20 protein-coding genes and 1 tRNA gene are annotated in these 20,647 nt (G+C 33.8%); 11 read left to right on the top strand and 10 right to left on the bottom strand.

All coding sequences use genetic code 11. The features are described from left to right. Positions 1 to 72: 72 nt before the first annotated feature. Complete coding sequence (locus tag EYY60_RS17165) at positions 73 to 201, top strand: rSAM-modified peptide (protein WP_235832352.1); 129 nt, start codon at positions 73 to 75, stop codon at positions 199 to 201. 41 nt (positions 202 to 242) lie between these two features. Further along, complete coding sequence (locus tag EYY60_RS17160; RefSeq protein WP_132990534.1) at positions 243 to 380, top strand: rSAM-modified peptide; 138 nt, start codon at positions 243 to 245, stop codon at positions 378 to 380. Between the two features lie 119 nt (positions 381 to 499). On the opposite strand, the gene EYY60_RS17155 is transcribed toward EYY60_RS17160, so the two are convergent. After that, on the bottom strand, positions 500 to 2,245 hold the full coding sequence (locus tag EYY60_RS17155) for an AraC family transcriptional regulator (RefSeq protein WP_132990533.1): 1,746 nt from the start codon (positions 2,243 to 2,245) through the stop codon (positions 500 to 502). A 165-nt stretch (positions 2,246 to 2,410) separates the two neighbouring features. On the opposite strand from EYY60_RS17155, the gene EYY60_RS17150 reads away from it, so the two are divergent. The 3 genes from EYY60_RS17150 to EYY60_RS17140 all read left to right on the top strand — a co-directional run bounded on the left by EYY60_RS17150 (position 2,411) and on the right by EYY60_RS17140 (position 5,288). Continuing rightward, a complete protein-coding gene (locus EYY60_RS17150; protein WP_132990532.1) occupies positions 2,411 to 3,592 on the top strand; it encodes an acyl-CoA dehydrogenase family protein in 1,182 nt (393 codons plus the stop codon). Positions 3,593 to 3,677: 85 nt separating this feature from the next. Next, positions 3,678 to 4,460 (top strand): DUF3050 domain-containing protein, encoded by a 783-nt coding sequence (locus tag EYY60_RS17145; RefSeq protein WP_132990531.1) that lies wholly within the window; start codon positions 3,678 to 3,680, stop codon positions 4,458 to 4,460. Between the two features lie 66 nt (positions 4,461 to 4,526). Continuing rightward, a complete protein-coding gene (locus EYY60_RS17140) occupies positions 4,527 to 5,288 on the top strand; it encodes an SGNH/GDSL hydrolase family protein (protein WP_132990530.1) in 762 nt (253 codons plus the stop codon). A 159-nt stretch (positions 5,289 to 5,447) separates the two neighbouring features. Here EYY60_RS17140 and EYY60_RS17135 read toward each other — a convergent pair whose 3' ends face one another. Next, positions 5,448 to 5,729, bottom strand: a complete 282-nt coding sequence (locus tag EYY60_RS17135) for a hypothetical protein (protein ID WP_132990529.1) — start codon at positions 5,727 to 5,729, stop codon at positions 5,448 to 5,450. 332 nt (positions 5,730 to 6,061) lie between these two features. Between EYY60_RS17135 and EYY60_RS17130 the strand changes: the two genes are divergently transcribed. Next, a complete protein-coding gene (locus EYY60_RS17130; protein ID WP_132990528.1) occupies positions 6,062 to 6,886 on the top strand; it encodes an AraC family transcriptional regulator in 825 nt (274 codons plus the stop codon). 69 nt (positions 6,887 to 6,955) lie between these two features. Further along, the gene (locus tag EYY60_RS17125; protein ID WP_132990527.1) at positions 6,956 to 7,915 is read left to right on the top strand and encodes a nitrilase family protein; all 960 of its coding nucleotides are present in this window, start codon (positions 6,956 to 6,958) and stop codon (positions 7,913 to 7,915) included. A 54-nt stretch (positions 7,916 to 7,969) separates the two neighbouring features. On the opposite strand, the gene EYY60_RS17120 is transcribed toward EYY60_RS17125, so the two are convergent. Together EYY60_RS17120 and EYY60_RS17115 are read right to left on the bottom strand one after the other, a co-directional pair. Further along, positions 7,970 to 8,056 (bottom strand) — tRNA-Ser (locus tag EYY60_RS17120). Positions 8,057 to 8,116: 60 nt separating this feature from the next. Then, positions 8,117 to 8,986 carry a LysR substrate-binding domain-containing protein gene (locus EYY60_RS17115; protein WP_132990526.1) on the bottom strand — a complete coding sequence of 290 codons (870 nt, stop codon included), beginning with the start codon at positions 8,984 to 8,986 and terminating at the stop codon, positions 8,117 to 8,119. 90 nt (positions 8,987 to 9,076) lie between these two features. On the opposite strand from EYY60_RS17115, the gene EYY60_RS17110 reads away from it, so the two are divergent. Continuing rightward, positions 9,077 to 10,318: an MFS transporter gene (locus tag EYY60_RS17110; protein ID WP_132990525.1), complete on the top strand. Its 1,242-nt coding sequence runs from the start codon at positions 9,077 to 9,079 to the stop codon at positions 10,316 to 10,318. Positions 10,319 to 10,498: 180 nt separating this feature from the next. On the opposite strand, the gene EYY60_RS17105 is transcribed toward EYY60_RS17110, so the two are convergent. The 6 genes from EYY60_RS17105 to EYY60_RS17080 form a co-directional block, all read right to left on the bottom strand. Further along, positions 10,499 to 11,527 carry an asparaginase gene (locus tag EYY60_RS17105; RefSeq protein ID WP_132990524.1) on the bottom strand — a complete coding sequence of 343 codons (1,029 nt, stop codon included), beginning with the start codon at positions 11,525 to 11,527 and terminating at the stop codon, positions 10,499 to 10,501. Next, positions 11,517 to 12,653 (bottom strand): 1-acyl-sn-glycerol-3-phosphate acyltransferase, encoded by a 1,137-nt coding sequence (locus EYY60_RS17100; protein ID WP_132990523.1) that lies wholly within the window; start codon positions 12,651 to 12,653, stop codon positions 11,517 to 11,519. Before EYY60_RS17100 ends, EYY60_RS17105 begins: the two co-directional genes overlap by 11 nt. 63 nt (positions 12,654 to 12,716) lie before the next feature. Then, positions 12,717 to 13,496 (bottom strand): TatD family hydrolase, encoded by a 780-nt coding sequence (locus EYY60_RS17095; RefSeq protein ID WP_132990522.1) that lies wholly within the window; start codon positions 13,494 to 13,496, stop codon positions 12,717 to 12,719. 255 nt (positions 13,497 to 13,751) lie between these two features. Then, entirely contained in the window at positions 13,752 to 15,413 is a 1,662-nt protein-coding gene (locus EYY60_RS17090; protein WP_132990521.1) for a S41 family peptidase, read from the bottom strand. Between the two features lie 130 nt (positions 15,414 to 15,543). Continuing rightward, positions 15,544 to 16,266, bottom strand: coding sequence for a tetratricopeptide repeat protein (locus EYY60_RS17085; RefSeq protein ID WP_132990520.1), 723 nt, complete (start codon positions 16,264 to 16,266; stop codon positions 15,544 to 15,546). A gap of 6 nt (positions 16,267 to 16,272) precedes the next feature. After that, a complete protein-coding gene (locus tag EYY60_RS17080; protein ID WP_132990519.1) occupies positions 16,273 to 16,854 on the bottom strand; it encodes an RNA polymerase sigma factor in 582 nt (193 codons plus the stop codon). 126 nt (positions 16,855 to 16,980) lie between these two features. Here EYY60_RS17080 and EYY60_RS17075 point away from each other — a divergent pair, with 126 nt between their 5' ends. From EYY60_RS17075 to EYY60_RS17065, 3 genes are all read left to right on the top strand, one after another. Beyond that, positions 16,981 to 17,280 (top strand): hypothetical protein, encoded by a 300-nt coding sequence (locus EYY60_RS17075; RefSeq protein ID WP_132990518.1) that lies wholly within the window; start codon positions 16,981 to 16,983, stop codon positions 17,278 to 17,280. Positions 17,281 to 17,471: 191 nt separating this feature from the next. Further along, positions 17,472 to 18,455, top strand: a complete 984-nt coding sequence (locus EYY60_RS17070) for a hypothetical protein (protein ID WP_132990517.1) — start codon at positions 17,472 to 17,474, stop codon at positions 18,453 to 18,455. A gap of 111 nt (positions 18,456 to 18,566) precedes the next feature. Next, the gene (locus EYY60_RS17065) at positions 18,567 to 20,519 is read left to right on the top strand and encodes a PKD domain-containing protein (protein ID WP_132990516.1); all 1,953 of its coding nucleotides are present in this window, start codon (positions 18,567 to 18,569) and stop codon (positions 20,517 to 20,519) included. Positions 20,520 to 20,647: the final 128 nt, after the last annotated feature.

Raw genomic sequence — 20,647 nt, 5'->3', positions numbered from 1 at the left:
TCTCGACCAAGCGTTTTCCTTTTTATCTAGCTTTGACATATCAATAACCTAATTATTAAAATCATGGCAAATATGACATTAAAATTCGAAGATTTTGAGACCCAAAAATTATCAAAAAATGAGCAAAAATTTGTTCGTGGCGGCGATGGTGATTATCCACCAAATGAACCAGGAAAAGATGGAAAAGGAGGAAATGGATAATACTTTTTAAAAATCATTTTACACTTAAAATTAAAAATATCATGAAAAATACAAAAATGAGAATTGAAGATTTTGAAACTTTAAAATTATCTTCAAACCAACAAAAAGCTATTCAAGGAGGAGAAGGTGAAACGGATTCGAAAAACGAACCTGGAAAAGGATCTACTGGAAATGGGTAAAACCATTTTTTATAAGGAAATAAAATATTTACAGCTAAACTAAAATATCAAGTTTAGCTGTATTTTTTTTTAAATCAATAAATAGCACTAATTAATTTTTATCGTGCAAAATGTTATTTCTAAATATTACTTGCAAACTGAGCTGGAGAAACGCCTGTTCGTTTACGAAATGATTTTGCAAATGAAACTGCATTTTTAAAACCAACACTTTCTGCAATAGCCTGTGTAGAGTATTTGCGATACATATGATTGGTAATCATTTCATTGATGACATAATTGATTTTAAGCTCATTTGAATATTCTCCAAATGATTTGCCAAATCGTTTATTTACTACATAAGACAAATAAGTCGTATTGGTTTTAATTTTCTTAGCCACATAAGGCAATGTAAAATCGGCATTGAGATATTCGAGTTTATTTTCAAGTGCCAATAGTTTTTCGACAATTTTATTTTCCTTCGCTTCGTCAATACTTAGATTGGCATTTTCCTTTTTTAGATGAATTTCTTCGGCTTCTAAAACTTCTTCCACTGCTAAAATTGGAGGATTTTCTTTTTTCTCAATATTCGCTTTGAACTCTTCAATTAAGGCGTTCATTTTTTTATGAGCCTTGTTCTTGTCTCGAATATTTTTTATCAGAAAAAATACAATTCCTAAAACAAGAAGTACATAAAACACCTTTAATGCCTTACTTACTAAGACATCATATTTATATTTTTCTTGAATGGTAAGCATTTCCGCACCCAAATCTTCTACACCTAATTTATAATTTACCTCTTGGGCTTCATCTTTAAATTTTGTCTGAGATTTTTCATAAGCATTTAAATAAATTTTAGAATATTTATAAGCCTCTTCTGGTTTGTTAAGTGCGCTATAGATCTTAGCTTGCAGATAATTTGATTTCAAATAACTCTCATCCAAAGTTTTGTTTTTCAACGAAATAGAATCCACTTTTTTTAACCAAACCAAAGCCTTCTCGTATTTCCCCGTATAGAAGTACAAGTCTCCCAAGTTATAACTCGCAGTATGATAAAAGCTTTCCGAATTATTTTGTTTTGCCAAAAACAAAATATCATAATAGATTTTTTCAGCATTTTTATTGTCACTTTTCATTAGGTAAATATTCCCTAAACTCATTTTAGCGGCAATTGTATTACTAGTGAAATTTTGAGAATAAGTAACCGCTTTTTTATAAAAATATTCAGCCGAGTCAAGCAAATACTTTTTATCTTGATTTTTCATAAAATAGCCCTCGTAAGAACCACCTAAATCCAAATTAATGTTGCTTTTACTATTTTGAAACTGCTCCCTTGGGTAAACTCTTTCATTTTTATCAATGAAATCGTTGTTTTGTCTTAAATTTTTGATTGATAATTGATAATTTCCAACTTGTTCGTTAACAATTGCAATATTGCTCTTGAATTTAACAATTTGGATAACGTCTTCAACCTTAATTGAGAACTTAATACCTTTTTGATAATTTTCGATAGCAGCGCTTAAATTGCCCCTTTTCCATTCGGTCAATCCTCGAAAATTATAAAGATAGGCTGTAAGTTTGGTTTTTTCTGAAGATTCAGGCATTTTTTCTAAATACTGAAATGCTTTTTTATAACTCTCGTCAGACTTTGGAATATTGCCTTTCATTTGGTACAAATAACAAGCTGCACCATTAGCAAATGCTAGGTGCTTATTATCGTTTGATTTCATCAATTCTCTAGTGTATGCAAGACCTTTATCGACATTGTCATTAAAACTGAATCGAATTTTGTCTTGCAGGACTAAATATTCCTGTTCACTAATTTGAGTTTGTTGAGAAAAACTCGTATTAAAAACAAGAAAAATAAAAAAAGAGATGATTAGCCTCATTAATTTGTTTTTGGATTCCAAAAATAACGCATAAATTTTCAATATACTAAAATTTATTTGCCATAGTCTTGTTAATTTTACAACAAAATTAAAAAAATATAACAATTTAGCTTTGTTTTGTTATATTTTTATTACGTAAATTTGTTTTCGTAAAACATATCAAAAATGAAACCAGATTTATTTCAAGCACCAGATTATTACAACCTTGACGATTTATTAACTGACGAACACAAATTGGTTCGCGAATCTGCTCGTGCATGGGTTAAAAGAGAAGTTTCTCCTATCATAGAAGAATATGCTCAAAAAGCAGAATTTCCAAAACAAATTATTAAAGGTCTTGGAGAAATTGGCGGTTTCGGCCCTTATATTCCTGTAGAATATGGAGGTGCTGGTTTAGACCAAATTTCATACGGTTTGATTATGCAGGAAATCGAAAGAGGAGATTCTGGCGTAAGATCAACCTCATCTGTGCAATCTTCTTTAGTGATGTATCCAATTTGGAAATACGGAAACGAAGAACAACGCATGAAATATTTACCAAAACTAGCAACAGGAGAATGGATGGGTTGTTTTGGCTTGACTGAGCCAGATCACGGTTCTGATCCTGGAAGCATGATTACGAATTTTAAAGATATGGGCGATCATTATCTTTTAAATGGTGCAAAAATGTGGATCTCGAATGCTCCTTTTGCTGATATTGCCGTAGTTTGGGCAAAAAATGAAGAAGGAAGAATTCATGGTCTAATTGTTGAACGTGGCATGGCTGGTTTTACAACTCCAGAAACACACAACAAATGGTCGCTTCGTGCATCATCAACTGGCGAATTGATTTTTGACAATGTAAAAGTCCCTAAAGAAAATCTATTACCGAACAAATCCGGTTTAGGCGCACCACTTGGCTGTTTAGATTCTGCTCGCTACGGAATTGCCTGGGGCGCGATTGGAGCTGCAATGGATTGTTATGATACCGCTTTAAGATATGCTAAAGAAAGAATTCAGTTTGGAAAACCAATTGGAGGAACTCAATTACAGCAGAAAAAATTAGCAGAAATGATTACTGAAATCACAAAAGCACAATTATTAACCTGGCGTTTAGGTGTTTTGAGAAACGAAGGCAAAGCAACAACTGCTCAAATTTCGATGGCAAAACGAAATAATGTTAATATGGCAATTGAAATTGCGCGCGAAGCAAGACAAATGTTAGGCGGAATGGGAATTACAGGCGAATATTCTATTATGCGCCACATGATGAACCTTGAAAGCGTAATTACTTATGAAGGAACTCACGACATTCATTTATTGATTACCGGAATGGATGTAACTGGAATTCCAGCATTTAAATCATAAACAACTATTAAAATATATACAAAATCAATTTAAAAAGCTTCTTCTAAACGAGAAGCTTTTTATCTTTGCACCAAAATTTACATAAATGAATATTGAAACTATAAACAATAGCATTCAACCTCAAAAAGACCAGCTTTTACAACACTCTTTATACGCCAAAATTCAAAACATTGATGATTTGCACAGTTTTCTTGAAAATCATGTTTTCGCGGTTTGGGATTTTATGTCGTTGTTAAAAGCTTTGCAAGCCAAACTTACCTGTACAACAACGCCTTGGTTTGCAACAAAAAATCCAGAAACAAGATATTTAATTAATGAAATTGTTCTTGCTGAAGAAACCGATTTAACAATTGACGGAAGAAGACAAAGCCATTATGAAATGTATATTGAAGCTATGGAAGACTGTGGCGCCGATACAACTGGAATTAACAAGTTCTTGTCAGAAGTAAATTCACTTCATAATATTTTTGTTGCAATCAAACAAAGTTCGCTTCATCCTGATGTAAAAGCTTTCTTAGATTTTACTTTTAGAGTTATTGAAGAAGGAAAGCCACATGAAATAGCTGCAGCTTTTACTTTTGGGAGAGAAGATTTGATTCCGAGCATGTTTACTGAAATTCTGAAAAACTTTCAAAAGAATCTTCCTGAAGTCAATTTGGCAAAATTGCTTTATTACTTCGAAAGACATATTGAACTTGATGCTGATGAACACGGACCAATGGCGATGCAAATGATCACAGATTTATGTGAAGACGACGCTCAAAAATGGAAAGAAGTTGAAGAAGTTTCAATTTTAGCCCTAGAAAAACGAATCGGACTTTGGAATGCCATTGAGGAAGAAATTCTTTTAAAAGCCGAAATGGTCTAAAACCGAACTCAAATATTTAACGTAACTATTTGTTTAAAATGACTTCAAATTTAATTTATCAAAATTATGAAACCGCATTTCAAACAAATAGTTATTGTTATCTTCTCAATATTTGTGAGTTGCAGTGCTGAGCAATCAGACTCGGAGAATAATACTGTTCCGCCGGCAACAACTCCACCAACCACAGAAGTTCCAACAACTCCTATATCAAAATCCATTAATTATCTCGCTTTAGGCGATAGTTATACTATTGGGCAAAGCGTGTGCGAAACTTGCCGATATCCTGAACAGCTCAAAGCTAAGTTGCAAACAATTTATCCCGAAACTGCTTTTTCACTAAAAATTATTGCTCAAACCGGCTGGTCAACAAGTGACTTGATTTCGGCAATAAATACTCAAAATCCAGACTCCAATTATGATTTGGTTACGCTATTAATTGGCGTCAATAATCAATATCAGCATCAGGACTTCTCGGTTTATGAAAAAGAATTCCCGCGATTACTCAACAAAGCAATTGCATTAGCAAAAGGCGACAACAAAAATGTAATCGTACTTTCGATTCCAGACTACGCTTACACGCCCTTTACTAAGAATTATACAGATGAGAACCGTATGAAAATTTCAACCGAATTAGATCATTATAATTCTTTTGCAGAGAGTTATTGTATCACAAAACAAGTTGCCTTTATTTCCATTACCGATATCACAAGACAAGGCTTAAACAATCCAAATTTAGTTGCTTCAGATGGCTTGCATCCTTCTGAAACCGCTTACAAAATGTTTGTTGAAAGAATATTCCCAAAGGTGAAAATGGTTTTGCAGGATTAAATTTTTTTGAGGCTAGAAAAATTATAAAATAAAAAATCCCCAATTTCGTTATGTAAAATTTTGGAATTTTAACTTGCAATAAGGTTTTGAGAATCGAGCACGTTTTTTTCAAAATAAACGCTTAACTGACTTATAATTTGCGATTTAACTTTTGACGTGTCAATAAAAAAAAACATTGTTGTCATTCTTTAAAGTATCAGATGCTGGTTTATTGAAACGACAAACTGCAAGAGGAATTTTTCTTTCGTAAACCTTAAAAAAATCAAGAAAGTCTTCTTCTCTATGCGTAACAATTACTATTGCCTGATAAACATTTAACTGAACATCTGCTTCTTTAAAATCTCTACAAAGCTCAATATTTAAAACATCATCAAACTTGTGTTTTAAGAGCCTTGAAAAGCTTTTTTGGTTTCCACATAAAAGTACTTTTTTCTTTATCATTGTTATCTCTTTATAATTAAACACCTATAAAAAACCAGCAGAATTAAAAACTTTTAAATCTGCCTATTTTTATTTCAACAGTCAATTTGTTTCTATATCCATTTTACAAAGATACCTCAGAAAAGACTAGCATTTTGTAACATATTAACCACTTTTCTGTAGAATTTTTTCTACAGAAAATAAGTCCTGAAACTTATAAAATGTTTCTAGAGCGCATGTTCCCAAAAGTGAAAATGGTTTTGCAGAATTAAATACATTTTATAATTAACATTTCGTAAAATATTTTACACCAAAATAAAACTACTTTTACATGTTGCAATAAAATAATTAGCATGCAGATTTCTGTTCCAAAAGATTTATCACCTTATATCAAACATTATCTGTTTTTAGATGATGCAGAAACTGCTTTGCAAAAATTCCGCTTATTTTCAGACGGAAATACTGGTATTCTGTTCTCCGTAAAAAACAGGCTTATTTCCGGAATTAATAAATATGGGATAAAAGATTATCTTCCAACGTCATTTTTATACGGACAATTAAACAGTTATAAAGATCTTTACTCTGAAAATGAAATTAAACTTATCATTGTCGTTTTTCAGCCTAACGGAATACATCAATTAATAGGAATTCCAGCTAATGAATTTCACGATTCTATTATTCCTATTGAAGATATTTTTGACAAAAAAATCATGGTGTTTCAGGAGAAATTATCTGAAGGAAACAATCAAACACGTATTGATCTTTTAAATCATTTTTTTAGCTCGTTAATCAATGCAAAACCAGCTTCAAATCAATTCATAATAGATCATTCTTTAAACTTTATTATCAACAATAAAGGTCAATTTTCTATAAAACAATTAGTCGAATATACAGGTTATACTGAAAGACATCTTGAAAGAAAATTTAAAGAATGCATCGGATTAAATCCAAAGAAATTTGGCAATGTAATAAGATTACATCATTTTCTAAAATTATTAAAAGACAAAACTGAAGATGTAAATCTAACATCAATTTGTTACGATGCAGGATTTTCAGATCAATCCCATTTAATAAAAGAATTTCGAAAACATACTGGAATCACTCCAACCGAATACATGTGCAACAGCAAAAAACTTACCAATAATCTTATCAAAACTCTTCCTTCTCCAATATTCTAAAATGTCGGTTTTATACAATTTATAAAATACTTGTGCTGTTATTTTTGATTAAAATTAATAGCATATAAAATGAAAAATCTAAAAATAGCCTCCGCTCAGTTCGAAAACAAAAGCGGGGATAAAAACTATAATTTATCTGTAATTGAAAACCTTTGCCGAAAAGCATCTGTTGAAGGATGCGATGTGATTTCATTTCATGAGTGTTCTATAACCGGATATACATTTGCAAGGAGTTTATCCAAAGAACAAATGTTGGACTTGGCAGAATTAATTCCGAGCGGAGAAAGCATTTTAAAACTGATTGAAATTGCTAAAAACTATAACATTGTAATATTGGCTGGGCTTTTTGAAAAAGATAAAAACAACAATCTCTTTAAAGCTTATGTCTGTGTAGACAAAAATGGATTAGTAGCAAAATACAGAAAACTGCATCCATTCATAAATCCGTACTTAACGGCTGGAGACAGTTATTGCATTTTTGAAATTAAGGGTTGGAAATGCGGTATTCTAATTTGTTACGACAATAATATTATAGAAAATGTTCGCGCTACGAAACTTTTAGGAGCAGATATTATTTTTATGCCCCATGTTACTATGTGTACGCCTTCTACACGACCTGGCGCTGGTTTTGTATCACCTCAGCTTTGGGAAAACCGAGAAACCGACCCAACTTCTTTACGTTTAGAATTTGACGGAATGAAGGGCCGTGACTGGCTAATGAAATGGTTGCCTGCAAGAGCATACGACAATGCAATTTACGCCATATTTTCAAACCCAATTGGCATGGATGACGACCAATTAAAAAATGGCTGTTCTATGATTATAGACCCTTTTGGCGATATACTTGCCGAATGCAGAACTTTTGACGATTCTTTTGCAACAGCTGTACTTACGCCTGAAAAATGCATTCAGGCTGGAGGACACCGATATATAAAAGCTAGAAGACCAGAATTATACAAAGACATTATTGGTCAAGATCACAAATCAGAACAAAATGTAGTCTGGCTCAATCCTGATGCAGGAGAATAAAAATTAAAAACAAAACCCTTGCAAAGCAATTTCGCAAGGGTTTTGTTTTTTCAGCAGAAAGGAAGGGATTCGAACCCTCGATACAGTTTCCCATATACTAGCTTTCCAGGCTAGCTCCTTAAACCACTCGGACACCTTTCTTTGTTGGTCTGCAAAGAACACAAAAAAAATTGAGTTTCAAAAACAAAATTCAAGATTACTTTAAATGCTCTTTCTAAATTCTTCCATAAAGAGTTTTACCGCTTTTTTCTGGTAACCGCCAATTGTTAACATAAAAGCTTCTCTTTTAGTTGCAACGCCAGTAATCTGCAATGCTTTTAGCTGATCCCAACCTTTTAATGCCATTTCTGCAACGATTGTTGCCCAATCACTATTCTCGACCATTTGCAATAATGCGTGTATCGAATGCAGCTCTATTGAAATTTTAGGTTTCATATTGAATTTTTGAAACAATTCTTCAACAAATTCTCTTGAATTTGATCCTTTACCAGGCAATACCAACGGAATTTCTTCTATTTTCTTAAAAGCAATTTTATCTAATTCGGCCAAAGCGTGTGTTCTAGAAACTGCCAAAACCATATGAGAGGTAAACAAGGGAATTTTCTGGATGGGCGATTCGATTTCGTGCGAGGAAATAACCAAAACGACATCTAACTGGTTGTCAAGAAGTTTTTGCTCTAAAGATTCTGTTGTTCCATATTCAACAACAATTTTAAGGTTTTGATATTTTTTAGCAAATGTATTGACAACCGGAAGAATGAGTAAACCAAAAATATAGGTAACACCAATTCGCAACTCACCGCCAATCATTTCGTTTAAATCTTCAATTGCTTGTTTACCGTTTTCTACATTTTCGACTACTTTTTTCGCATGAATCAAAAAAACCGAGCCCGCTTCAGTCAATTGTACTTTTTTTCCAATTCGCTTAAATAACGGCAAACCGAGTTCTTCTTCCAGCTTTTTAATTTGTTGTGAAAGTCCGGATTGTGTGACAAAACACAATTCTGCTGCTTTGGTAAAATGCAGTACCTCAGCCGTTTTTATAAAATATTCTAGTTGATAGATTTCCATATTGATAAGTTTTATTACTTATTACTAGTAAAATTATTAATTTTTCTAATGCAATCATAATCCCGACCTTTGTAAAAAATATTTAAGGTTATGTTTAAGGCGCTAAAATCAAGAAATTTCAAGTTATTCTTTTACGGGCAATCCGTTTCTGTAATTGGAACATGGTTGCAAAAAACAGCCGTAAGCTGGATGGTATATAGCGTGACAGGATCTGTTTTTTTACTGGGATTAGCGACTTTTTTGAGCATGATTCCTTCTTTATTTCTTGCGCCATTAGCCGGAAGTATTATTGGAAGATATGACAGACACAAAGCCATGATCTTTTTGCAATCTATGGCAATGCTTCAGGCGGGACTTTTAGCTTTGTTGATTTACCTAAAAATTTACGATATTAATTTCATCCTAGCTTTAAGTCTTTTTCAGGGAATTATCAATGCATTCGACATGACCTGTAGACAAACCATGATGATTGACATTGTCGACGATAAAGAAGATTTATCAAATGCAGTTGCCTTAAACTCCACTTTGAATAATTTTGCCCGAATTGCAGGACCTGCCTTAGCCGGAATTATTCTCCACAATTATGGTGAAGATATTTGTTTTATTGGAAACTTCTTAAGCTATATTCCGGTTTTGATTTCATTATTAATGATGAGAATCACGCCGCATATCAAAGCCGAAGATAAATTCAAAATGCTGGATGATTTTCTTGAGGGCCTTGATTATGTCAAAAAAGAAACCGAAATGGCCAGAATGCTCTTAATGCTAATGTGCAGCAGTTTGTTCGTGATTTCTTTTAACACTTTAATGCCGGTTTTTGCCAAAGATATCTTTAGCGGAAACGCACAAACTTTCAGCTGGTTTGAAAGCGCTGCCGGAATTGGTTCTATTATTTCAGCAATCTATTTAGCCAACTTGAAAAAATCGGACAATATGAGCAAAATAATGGTCGCTGCGAGTCTTTTATTAGGTTTTAGTGTTATTATACTTGCTTACTCAAATAGTTTGACCATAGCGCTTATTTGTATGGCTCTGAGCGGCGTGGGAATGATGGCTCAAACTTCATCTATAAACATTTATGTTCAGACACAAAGTGCCGTCAATATGAGATCCAGAAGTATTAGTTATTATTTAATGGCATATCAAGGTATGATTCCTGTGGGAAGTTTGATTGTTGGATATGTTTCACATCTTATCGGAACCAGAAATACAGTTGCCATTCAAGGAATCATTTGTATTATTTCGGTTATTGTTTATGTGTATTATAGAAAACAGAAAACTTCTGAGGAATTGGAAAGTTGTCCGGTAACTTATAAAAATTCCAAATTTTAAGTTTTAAAATCCAAATCCCAAAACCTTTGGCAATAATGTTATACGCATAGTAAACCCGACAGGTTTTAAAAACCTGTCGGGTTTACTATGCGAAACTTTCAATAAAAAAATTCCAAATTCCAATTTTTGAGCGTACTCATCAATTTTGGAATTTGGAATTTTAATTATTGGAATTTCTATTTACGAGATTTCCCCACGCAAAGCAGTCTCAAAAATATCTTTAAACTCGTTTTGCGGGATATTGTGCCCCAACAAATACATCAATTTTGTAATTGCGGCTTCTGTAGTAATGTCTTTTCCGGAAATAACGCCTAAGGATTTCAAAGCCGTACTGGTTTCATATTGTCCCATGTTCACACTTCCGCCTGAACATTGTGTCACGTTTACAATGTGCATTCCGGATTTGATGGCTTTTTCGATTAAATTTAAGAACCAATCTTCGGTTGGTGCATTTCCTGAACCGTAGGTTTCTAAAACAATGCCGCGTAAACCTTGAGTTGCCAGAATGGAAGCCAAAACAATTTCGCTCATTCCTGGAAACATTTTTATGATGGCAACGTGGTTGTCTAATTTTTTATGAACGATCAGTTTTGCGTCTTTATTTATTGGAAGAAATAAATGTTTATTCAACTTTAAATGAACACCAGATTCTACCAATTCAGGATAATTTGGCGCTGTAAAAGCTCTAAAATGTTCTGCATTTACTTTTGAAGTTCGGTTTCCTCGGTATAATTTGTATTCAAAATACAAACAAACTTCAGTAATAACAGGTTTTCCATTTTCTTGAAGAGAAGCAATCTGAATTGCTGTAATCAGGTTTTCTTTAGCATCGGTACGCAAATCTCCTATTGGCAGTTGCGAACCTGTAAACACCACAGGTTTTGCTAAATTCTCCAGCATAAAACTCAATGCCGAAGCTGAATATGACATGGTATCTGATCCGTGTAAAACCACAAATCCATCAAAAGAAGCATAATTTTCCTCAATCATTGTGGCAATTTTGGTCCACATTTGAGGATTCATATTTGAAGAATCAATTGGGTGCTCAAATGAAATCGATTCGATTTCGCAGTCCAATTGCTTGATTTCGGGAATTTTCTGAATTAATTTACCAAAATTGAAGGCTTTCAGCGCTCCAGTTTCAAAATCTTTGCTCATACCGATGGTTCCTCCGGTATAAATCAATAATATTTTTGCTTTAGATGACATCTTGGTATTTTAATTTATTGACAACAGGATTTGCGTACATTGCCAAAAATCCTTGTGTTGTCACAGGATTATCGCTTCCGATTCTCATTTCTAAACGACGCTCAAAAAGCTGTTTTTCACTCTCTTTATACTTATGAGCGAATTTGTCTGTTTCGTTTAAAATATCGTACGCAATAAAATTTGTCGGCCATAATTGGTAGTTTTTCAAAATAACATCATCAATAGTTTGCGCCAAAGCCTGAACTTGCTTGTTTGCATTGTCATTTTCGGCCACAATCTGATCGATTTCTGTATCTAGAACATCACCAACAGAAATATGTATTCTTTTTTTAGTTCCCATGATACCGCTTATAATGGTCATGAAATCTTCATTTTTGTCTTTTACATAAACTTCATTGTTTGCTTCTGCCATTAATTGCGGCATTTTCAAAACATCAGTCGGATCGTATTCATACGAAATAGAAACCGGTACGATTCTCAATTTCTTAAAATAATCCATTAAGTTTTCTTCATCAGACCCCATTCCAATCATTTTTAAAACTCCAGGATTGGTTTCGTCGTTTCCGTCTTTTGTTCTTCCTTCTCTTTGAGCAATCCAAACCGAACGATTTTCGCGAAGCAATAATTGCCCCATGTATTCAGACAATAATTTTGAACTTTGCAGCATTTCTCGAGGCGTCAATCCTCTTAAAACCAAAAAGTTTCTATTTAATTTTGCTAAAGTTGCCAAGAAAGCTTTCTTCACTAAATTGTCTCCAATTGCCGAAGCAGTCATGACCAAACCATGTTCGAATAAACAAACATTCAGTAATGTAGTATCTAGAAGAATATCTCTATGGTTGGAGATAAACAGATAAGAAGTATTAGGTTCCAGTTTTTCAAAACCCGAAGTTGTCAAACCTTCAGAGCTTTTTTCTAAAACTTTCTGGATTGTATTGTAAATAAAATTGCACTGAAAATCACGAATAGAGTGTGTTTTCTTTAATTGTTCCTTCCAAACCTCATCTTCTACTTCCGGAAAAGTAAAGTTCATCATGGTTTTCATCATCGGATGATTGACAACACCATGAAGTGCTTCATTTATTTCGGAATCATAAAACGGTCGAATGGCATCAAATCTCTGCATTATTTATTTGGGTTTAAGTGGGCAAAAGAACAAAAAAAAAATTAAAGTTTTGTAAGGCTTGGGTTAAATCCCAAAAACGTCCTTTGAATTTTGAGTCGTAATCTTGGCAATTTCTTCTGCAGAAACTCCATAAATATCGCTTAATTTAGCAATAACGTTGACTAAATAACTGCTTTCATTTCGTTTTCCTCGATACGGAATCGGCGCTAAATACGGCGAATCTGTCTCCAATACAATATGTTTTAAATCGATTTGGTTCAAAAACTGATCGATTTTTCCGTTTTTAAAAGTGACAACACCACCAATTCCTAATTTCATTTTGTAAGAAATCGCACGCTCTGCTTGTTCTAAAGTTCCGGAAAAACAATGAAAAATCCCAAATAAATCTTCAGATTTTTCTTCTTCTAATACTTCGAAGATTTCATCAAAGGCTTCTCGGCAGTGAATTACAATTGGCAATTTGTATTGTTTTGCCAACTGAATTTGTCTTTTAAAAGCGATTTGTTGCTCTTTAAGATGTGTTTTATCCCAATATAAATCAATCCCGATTTCGCCAACTGCGTAGAATTTTCTTTTAGATAATTCGGTTTCAACATGAGCCAATTCCTCCAGATAATTATCTTTCACGTAAGTAGGATGCAGACCCATCATCAAAAAGATATTTTCAGGATAATTTTTCTCTAAATCGTACATAGACTGTGTTGCAGCGGCATCGATTGCAGGAATAAAAAAACGTGTAATCCCGGCATCAATGGCGCGTTGTATCATGGCGTCACGATCCTGATCAAATTCTTCAGAATATAAATGCGTGTGGGTATCGGTAATAATGGGTGTTGAATTCAAGTCTGTAATTTTAAAGTGCCAAAATTACGACAATATTAAAAGAATAGCAATTTCGTGTGGAATGGAACGCAGATGACACCGATTCACTTCGTGAAAACGCGAATTTTCACAGATTTTCCTTCTCTATCTAATTATTTATCATTCTGATGAACAAAGGATCTCAAAAGTAGTTTCGCATCGAAAACCCCCATCTTTTCTGCTAATCAACTAGTGTGATCCTTCGTTCTTCAGGACGACAAACTGAACTTACTAAATTTATTTTCCTGTTTCAATAAAAACTAAAGCACGATCTAAAACCTCATCTTTTCCTTGCTGAATTCCTTCAATTGTTGGCTTTACCTCGATATCAGGAATAATTCCTATTCTTTGCGTTTCACTTTTATCTGGATAATAAACGCCAATTCCTGTAATAAGCGTACTGAACGAGTCGAAATAAAATTGAGACACATTGCCATCTGCGCCTGCAGTTTGACTGCCTATAATTGTTGCTCTTCCTGCTGCACGAAAACACATAGCCGACCATTCTGAATGGCTTATCGATTTTTCGTTAAGCAAAACCACTACTTTTCCTTTGTAATTATCCTTGTTTTCAAAACCGCTTTTCGATACTTCACCCCATCTAAATCTTCCCGGATACGTCAAATCTGGAACAGTATATGTGGCAAATGATTTTTCTTGTGGATCTATGAAATCTGAAATTTCTCTAATCGTTCCTTGTGGATAATTTCTCATATCAAAAACAATCGCTTTTGTAGATTTCATCATATTAATCATATCAGGAACATTTTGAGATTTTAAGATTCCCATATCTACATAACCAATATTATCGTCTAAAAGCTTGAATTTTTCTTTCTTTTTCTTTGCTCCTTTTTTAAATTCATTTCGATGCGAATCGTGATAATTACCCCAATACATTGCTTTTGAAACATATTTCCCATCTTCCAGAAACTCGACTTCAACATTCTCAGATTCGCTCGACAATACAGCATTTTTAATTTTGTCTAAAAACTTTGGTTCGTTTGAAGCACCAACCAAGCCTCTGTATTCTTCAACAATTTCTTTTATTGTTTTATGGTCGATCTTAGTAACTACAGTTCCTATTTTAATATCATAAGCTTGAGCAAGGCTATCTCCCAGAATTTCTGTAACAACGAACTTATCATCAATTATTCTTCCATCGGCGGGAAAGTATTTCCAGTCTTTTTTGGGTGCCGAAGATTGATAAGTAAAAAACTCCACGTGACTATCATTTAGCTTAAATGCTAATTTTTTCATTGCCTTAAAAAATGCAACATCATCTTTAGAATTGATAACCTCAGGAATAGCTTTTTCAAGTGCTGTATCCCAGCTTTCATCCATTAAATATTGATATGGAAAAAAGTATTCAATTAAATTCCAATACATGAAAACCATTCTCAGTTTTGAATTTTTATCCTCAAAGTCAGGATTTGAACCACTTTCATTGATCTGATGAACATTTCCAACTACCTCTGCAGCTTCTATATAATACTGTTTGCCTTGAAATCTGTTTTCTTCTATAAATTTTAATTTTGCAGAAAGATTTTTAGAAAATAAAGCATTTGAATTTATCCAAGATAAATCAAAATTTTTATCAAAAAAAACTACTTCTTTCGGGACTGCAATTGGCGCAATAAGCGGTACTTCTCCCAAAGAATCTATCCAGTTTGAAATTATTAAGGAATATTCTTTTCTGGTCTGCGCTTTAGCAATTTTAGGTAAAATATCGATCAACTGCTGATCCCAATTGAATTCTCCAGCAGCTACTTTTGGATGATAATATTTTAAGAAACCCCAAACTTTGCAAGTTGCAACAAGTTTTTCGGTTTCAGTAATTTTCGTGGCACTGAAAATGGCTTGAGAAACTACAATAAAAAGAAATAAAATAATTTTTTTCATCAATTCAAGTCGGTTAGGTTTAAATAGCTTTGGGAGCAACTTCTTACAAAAAGAAAATCGAATTTAGAACTAAAATTCTAAATTCGATTGCGGTTTTCCGTAAAAGGGAATATATTTTCTGAAAAGCAACTTATTCTAAATCATCCAGAAGTAATTGCACTTCATCATAATCTTCATAATCCTCTGAAATTGTTCCAAGAATTTCCTTGCATGATTTATAATCTCTTTGTTTCAATTTAGACAATGCCAGATACCAAATCGCTTTTTCTTTATAAGCTGAATTTCCTGCTTTCACTTCATTAAAAACAGCTTCGGCTTTTAAAAATTCGCTTTGTTCTAAAAGTGAAATTCCATAATAATATTGGATTTCTGGAGTTTTCCCTTTCGCTAAAACTTCCTCAAAATACGGAATAGCCAATGAATATCTTTTCGCATTAAACTCTTTTTCGGCATTTTTCAAAGGACCATCTTCGCTTCCTCTTTCAGCAAAAGAAGCTTGTTCCGGATGGTTATAATCGGCGAAAGTCGGATTCTGATTGTAATTAAAAAAGAAAAGCCCAAATAATACCGCAACAGATGCTGCAACTGCCAAATACCAAGGCTTCAAACCAATTACTTTTGGTTTTTTATTGAAATGTTCTTCAGCTATCTGATTCAGATTTTCTTTGAATGCTTCTCGTTCTTCTTCAAATCCAAATTTGTTCTGCAATTGAAGCTGTACCGATTTGAAAGTTTCAAATTCTGAAGCAAATTGAGCATCTTCTGCTAATTGTTTTTCAAAATCATTTTTTTCTTCAACTGCAAGTTCTCCCTCAAGATACTGATCGAATAATATGTAGCGTTCTTCGTTCATGACTGCTTATTTTTTTAGAGAATTAAAATTTTTCGCTCCCTGAATCCACTCTGTAAGCTGGCCAATGCACAAGGATTTCTTTTTGCGCACGTAACCATACGTAACGTTTAGTTTCTCGGCAACTTCTTCCATTGATTTGATTGTAAAACTCAGCTTCAACAATTCCTGACACTTGTCTCCAAGTTTTTGAAACATCGTATCGAAAAGCTGTTGCTTTTCTTCAAAATCCTCAGTTTGAGCAATCAACTCCAGAGCAGATTCATTTATAGATACTACATCTTCATGAATTGTTACCCCTTTGTTTGATATTTTTTTGAATTCGTTAAGCCACTTTCTTTTGCATAATAGAAAAAAGTAAGCATCAAACGGACAAGTAAGCTTTAGTGTTCCTGCTTTGGCTTGATTGTAAAGCAATATCATGACTTCCTGAACAATATCCTGCGCCTGATCTCTGTCGCCTGAGTTGTTCAGAACGAAAAAAACGACTTTAGGAACAAACTTTTTATAAATAGATTCAATTATAGCCGAATCATTTGCTGCAAGTCCGTCAATATACATTTGGTCATGATGTATTTTAATTTTCTCCATAAAAAAACTTTTATAAGTTAAAGTTATAAAAGAATCTCAAATAATTTCAAAATATAGGGTAACAATTACAAAATCAAATTGATATAAACCTGTAATATTCTTTTGAACTAAAAAAAATTAAAAGAAATGGAAGCCTATCAATTTACCCAAGAAAAAAATCTGGATCAGTTTTACGAAATGATTTCCGCTAAAAAACGAAATGGTTTTGTAGTTGTCGAACATAATGAAAAACTGCCTTATGTTGTTTTATCCAAAGAAAAAAAAGCCGTAAACCATTCTTTGCATCTTTTTCTCAGCTGCATCACATTCGGGCTTTGGTCAATTGTGTGGCTGTATTTAATTGTAACGCTTTCGCAGAATAAAAACATTTTAGTAGCTGTTGATGAAGACGGAAATCTCTTTGAAGACAAATGTTTATCGGCCTAAATAAAAAAATAAAAAAAAGGGGTAACAAATTTTAAATCGAATTGATATAGCGTTATACAAGCCTGAAAAAATATTTTGAAAACGAAGGGTAACAAAATCAAACCCAAATTGATTTAAGAATATAAATGTAACAACCAAAATCTGAAAACCACTTGAAACACTCAAGTCAGATTTTTTAAAAACTAGAAATCATGAACACAAAATTTAAAACGATTAGTCTATTATTTTTATTGCTAATCTCTTTAGTAAGCTGCGACAACAGCGATGGAGATGATATCCAGATTATGCCTCCAACGGCGGCCGCTTTTAAAAGCATCAGCGAAAAAGGAGTTAAAGGAAATACGCAAAAATTTACTGCAACTGCCGGAAGCGGAATGATTACAATAACATCTGCAAAAGGTGTAAAATTGAACATTAACGGAAACTGCTTGACCAAAAACGGAAATGCCGTAACAGGACAAATCGATATCGAGTACATTGAGCTTTTTGACAAAGGAAATATGTTGATTACCAATAAACCAACCATGGGAATTACAGCAGACGGAAAGAAAAATTTATTGATTTCTGGTGGAGAATTTTTCATCAAAGCAACTCAAGGCGGCGTTGAACTTCAAACTTCTTGTTCAATGAGCATGATTGTTCCGGCTACTTTAACTGATGGCGTTGACAATACCATGACTTTATGGACTGGCGTAATTGACGATGCTGGAGAACTGGCTTGGAGAGAAGCAAAAGCTGGTGCTGACGGCGCTAACGGAAAAGGCGGTGTACAGGGCGAAGGAAACAATTATTATGTAACTTTTGGAAACTTTGGATGGACAAATGTGGACCGTTTTTACAGTGATCCAAGACCAAAAACAACAATTCTTGCCGATGCTCCTGATGGATACGACAACAACAATAGCGCAATTTATTTGTCTTATGACGGTGAAGGAACAAATGCGCTTGCAAAATTAGATACTTATACCGCTGCAGGATTATTCAGCGAACATTATGGCCAAATCCCGATTGGTCTGAAATGCCATGTGATTTTTGTTACCGAAGACAATGGTCAATGGCGATATGCGATCAAAGCTGTAACCGTCGCTGCCAACGATATTTACACTTTTACTCTTGCCGAAACCGTAGTCGGTACTGAGGCGCAATTGGTAGCAGCAATTAATGCTATTCAATAAGTTAGAAATGCTTTTTTAAGAAAAAGTGATGATTTGCTCATCACTTTTTTTTACATTTAAACCTGTTTTAAAATTGATTATTAAGATTTTAGAACCCAAAACTATCTAGTTATGAAACCACAATTGTCTATTTTCTTTCTTCTATTTTCTATTTTCTCAATAGGACAAACCAAAGTAAAAGACACCATAACCCGACGAGCCAATATTGGTTTTATCCAAAATGGAAATGCTGTTTCTTTCAAACCCGAAACACCGCCTTTGATTCCGATTGCTGGTGCTCCAAAACCAAGTTATTCGTATTTATGGGAACTCGGCGACGGCCATTACAGCAAAGAAGCAGAACCTAAACATGTCTATAAAAACAAAGGAACTTATACCACGCGACTTGCCGTAACCAACAATTACGACAACGGAAAACCTCCGGCAACGCGTCCTAAAAAAGTTGCTGTAAATGATATTACAGATACTAATTACAAAGACATTGCATCAATTGCAGATCAAAATGGTTTTGCCATAATTAAGAATTGTGACCCTATTCCAGATCAGGAAATGATAGTTGTAGTGAGTTATCAAAATCTTGAAAATTATGTTTCAAGCGGAAAATTGTATTTGTTTTATAATGAGAAGCAATTCAAACACAACAACTTCGAATTAAGCGATTTTAGAACCTATACAAACGAGCGTGAAGTAAAAGAGAATCAAGTTGCTTCCGTTGATGATCTCGACGACTCTAATAATTTTGTGGCTTCCGCCGAAAATACGATTCAGCGCAAAAAATACCGAAATACAACTACAGAAGAAGATCTGGATGCTTCGCTTTTAGAGGCCAACAAAACCTATCATAATGTTTCGGTTTTAGAATTTGATGATGCCAATCCGGGAGAAACGCGAAATGTTTTTTACACCTTCAAAACAACTCCCGAAATGATAAAAGACACCAGCGCAACGGTTACGATGCGTGGGATTTTTGTTCCGAATCGAAGTTATAAGAATCATAAAATCAAAAACCTTGAAATGGAAATTGTGACTTCGCACGACCCAAATAAAATGGGTTCAAATGGAAGTTTTATGAATTACAGATTGGTGCGCTTTAAAAGAGTGAATTTCAAAACCCGTTTTCAGAATAATGGCGAAGGTCCGGCGAGAAAAATTCGTTTAGAAACAGATGTTCCTGATATGTTCGACAAAAAGACTTTTCAGATTGAAAGCATGTATCCTGAATGTCCGATTTGTCCAAAAGGCGAAGAACCAACTGTCAGTTGTCTGGATACCATAATCAAACAAAAACAGATTATTTTCACTTTCAAAAACATTTATTTGCCTGGAAGCGAGCAGAAAAATGTTCAAGAAAAAGATTCTACAAAAGGTTTTGTAAAATACTCAATGAAGTTTGCCGAAGATTTCCATAAAGTAAAGACCAAAAGCCGAACTGCAATTATTTTTGACAAAAATGAACCCATAATTACCAATTATGCCACAACCCGATTTTTGCCCGGAATTTCGATTGGCGCAAAGGCGGGTTACAATATTTATCCTGATTTAGATAAATCGACAAGTTATTTTGTTGGCGCGACAATTTCGCCTTTTAAATCGTATCGTTTTTATTGGCAGGCTGAATGGCTGAATGCTTTGAATCAATATAACAGTGAAGTTAAGGTTGAAGATCAAATATTGACTAATGCTAATGGAGTTCGCCAATTGCAGCGCACAACCACCACAACCGAAAACAAAAACATCAATTGGGAAATTCCTGTTTTGATTCGGTATAATATTAATAATTATATTGGAATTGGTGCCGGAGTTCAGTTTAATGTCAATGTTTCTTCGGAACAAAATCAAAACATTCAAACTGATCTTTACGAAGGCGATAAAGAAAATTTTTTAATTGATTCGAAAACAACTTCAAATACAATTAAAAACTCTTTTACCGATTTTAAAACGGGACTATTATTTGATTTGACAGCCGGTTTTGCCAGAATCGGGCCAAGTTTAGGCGCACGTTATGTAATTAATTTTGAACAAAATTTCAATTATATTCAGCTTTATGGGATATGGAAGTTTTAGTTTTTTTTCCACAGAGATTCGCAAAGATGCTCAGAGACGCGCAAAGAACATTTTGCCACGAATTACACTAATTTCCACTAATTTTAAGCAATATTATTTTCAGTTTCGATTTGTGAAAATTCGTGTAA

This window comes from Flavobacterium zhairuonense, assembly GCF_004352915.1.
Classification (GTDB): Bacteria; Bacteroidota; Bacteroidia; order Flavobacteriales; family Flavobacteriaceae; genus Flavobacterium; species Flavobacterium zhairuonense.
This window is presented reverse-complemented; position numbering and strand designations above follow the sequence as displayed.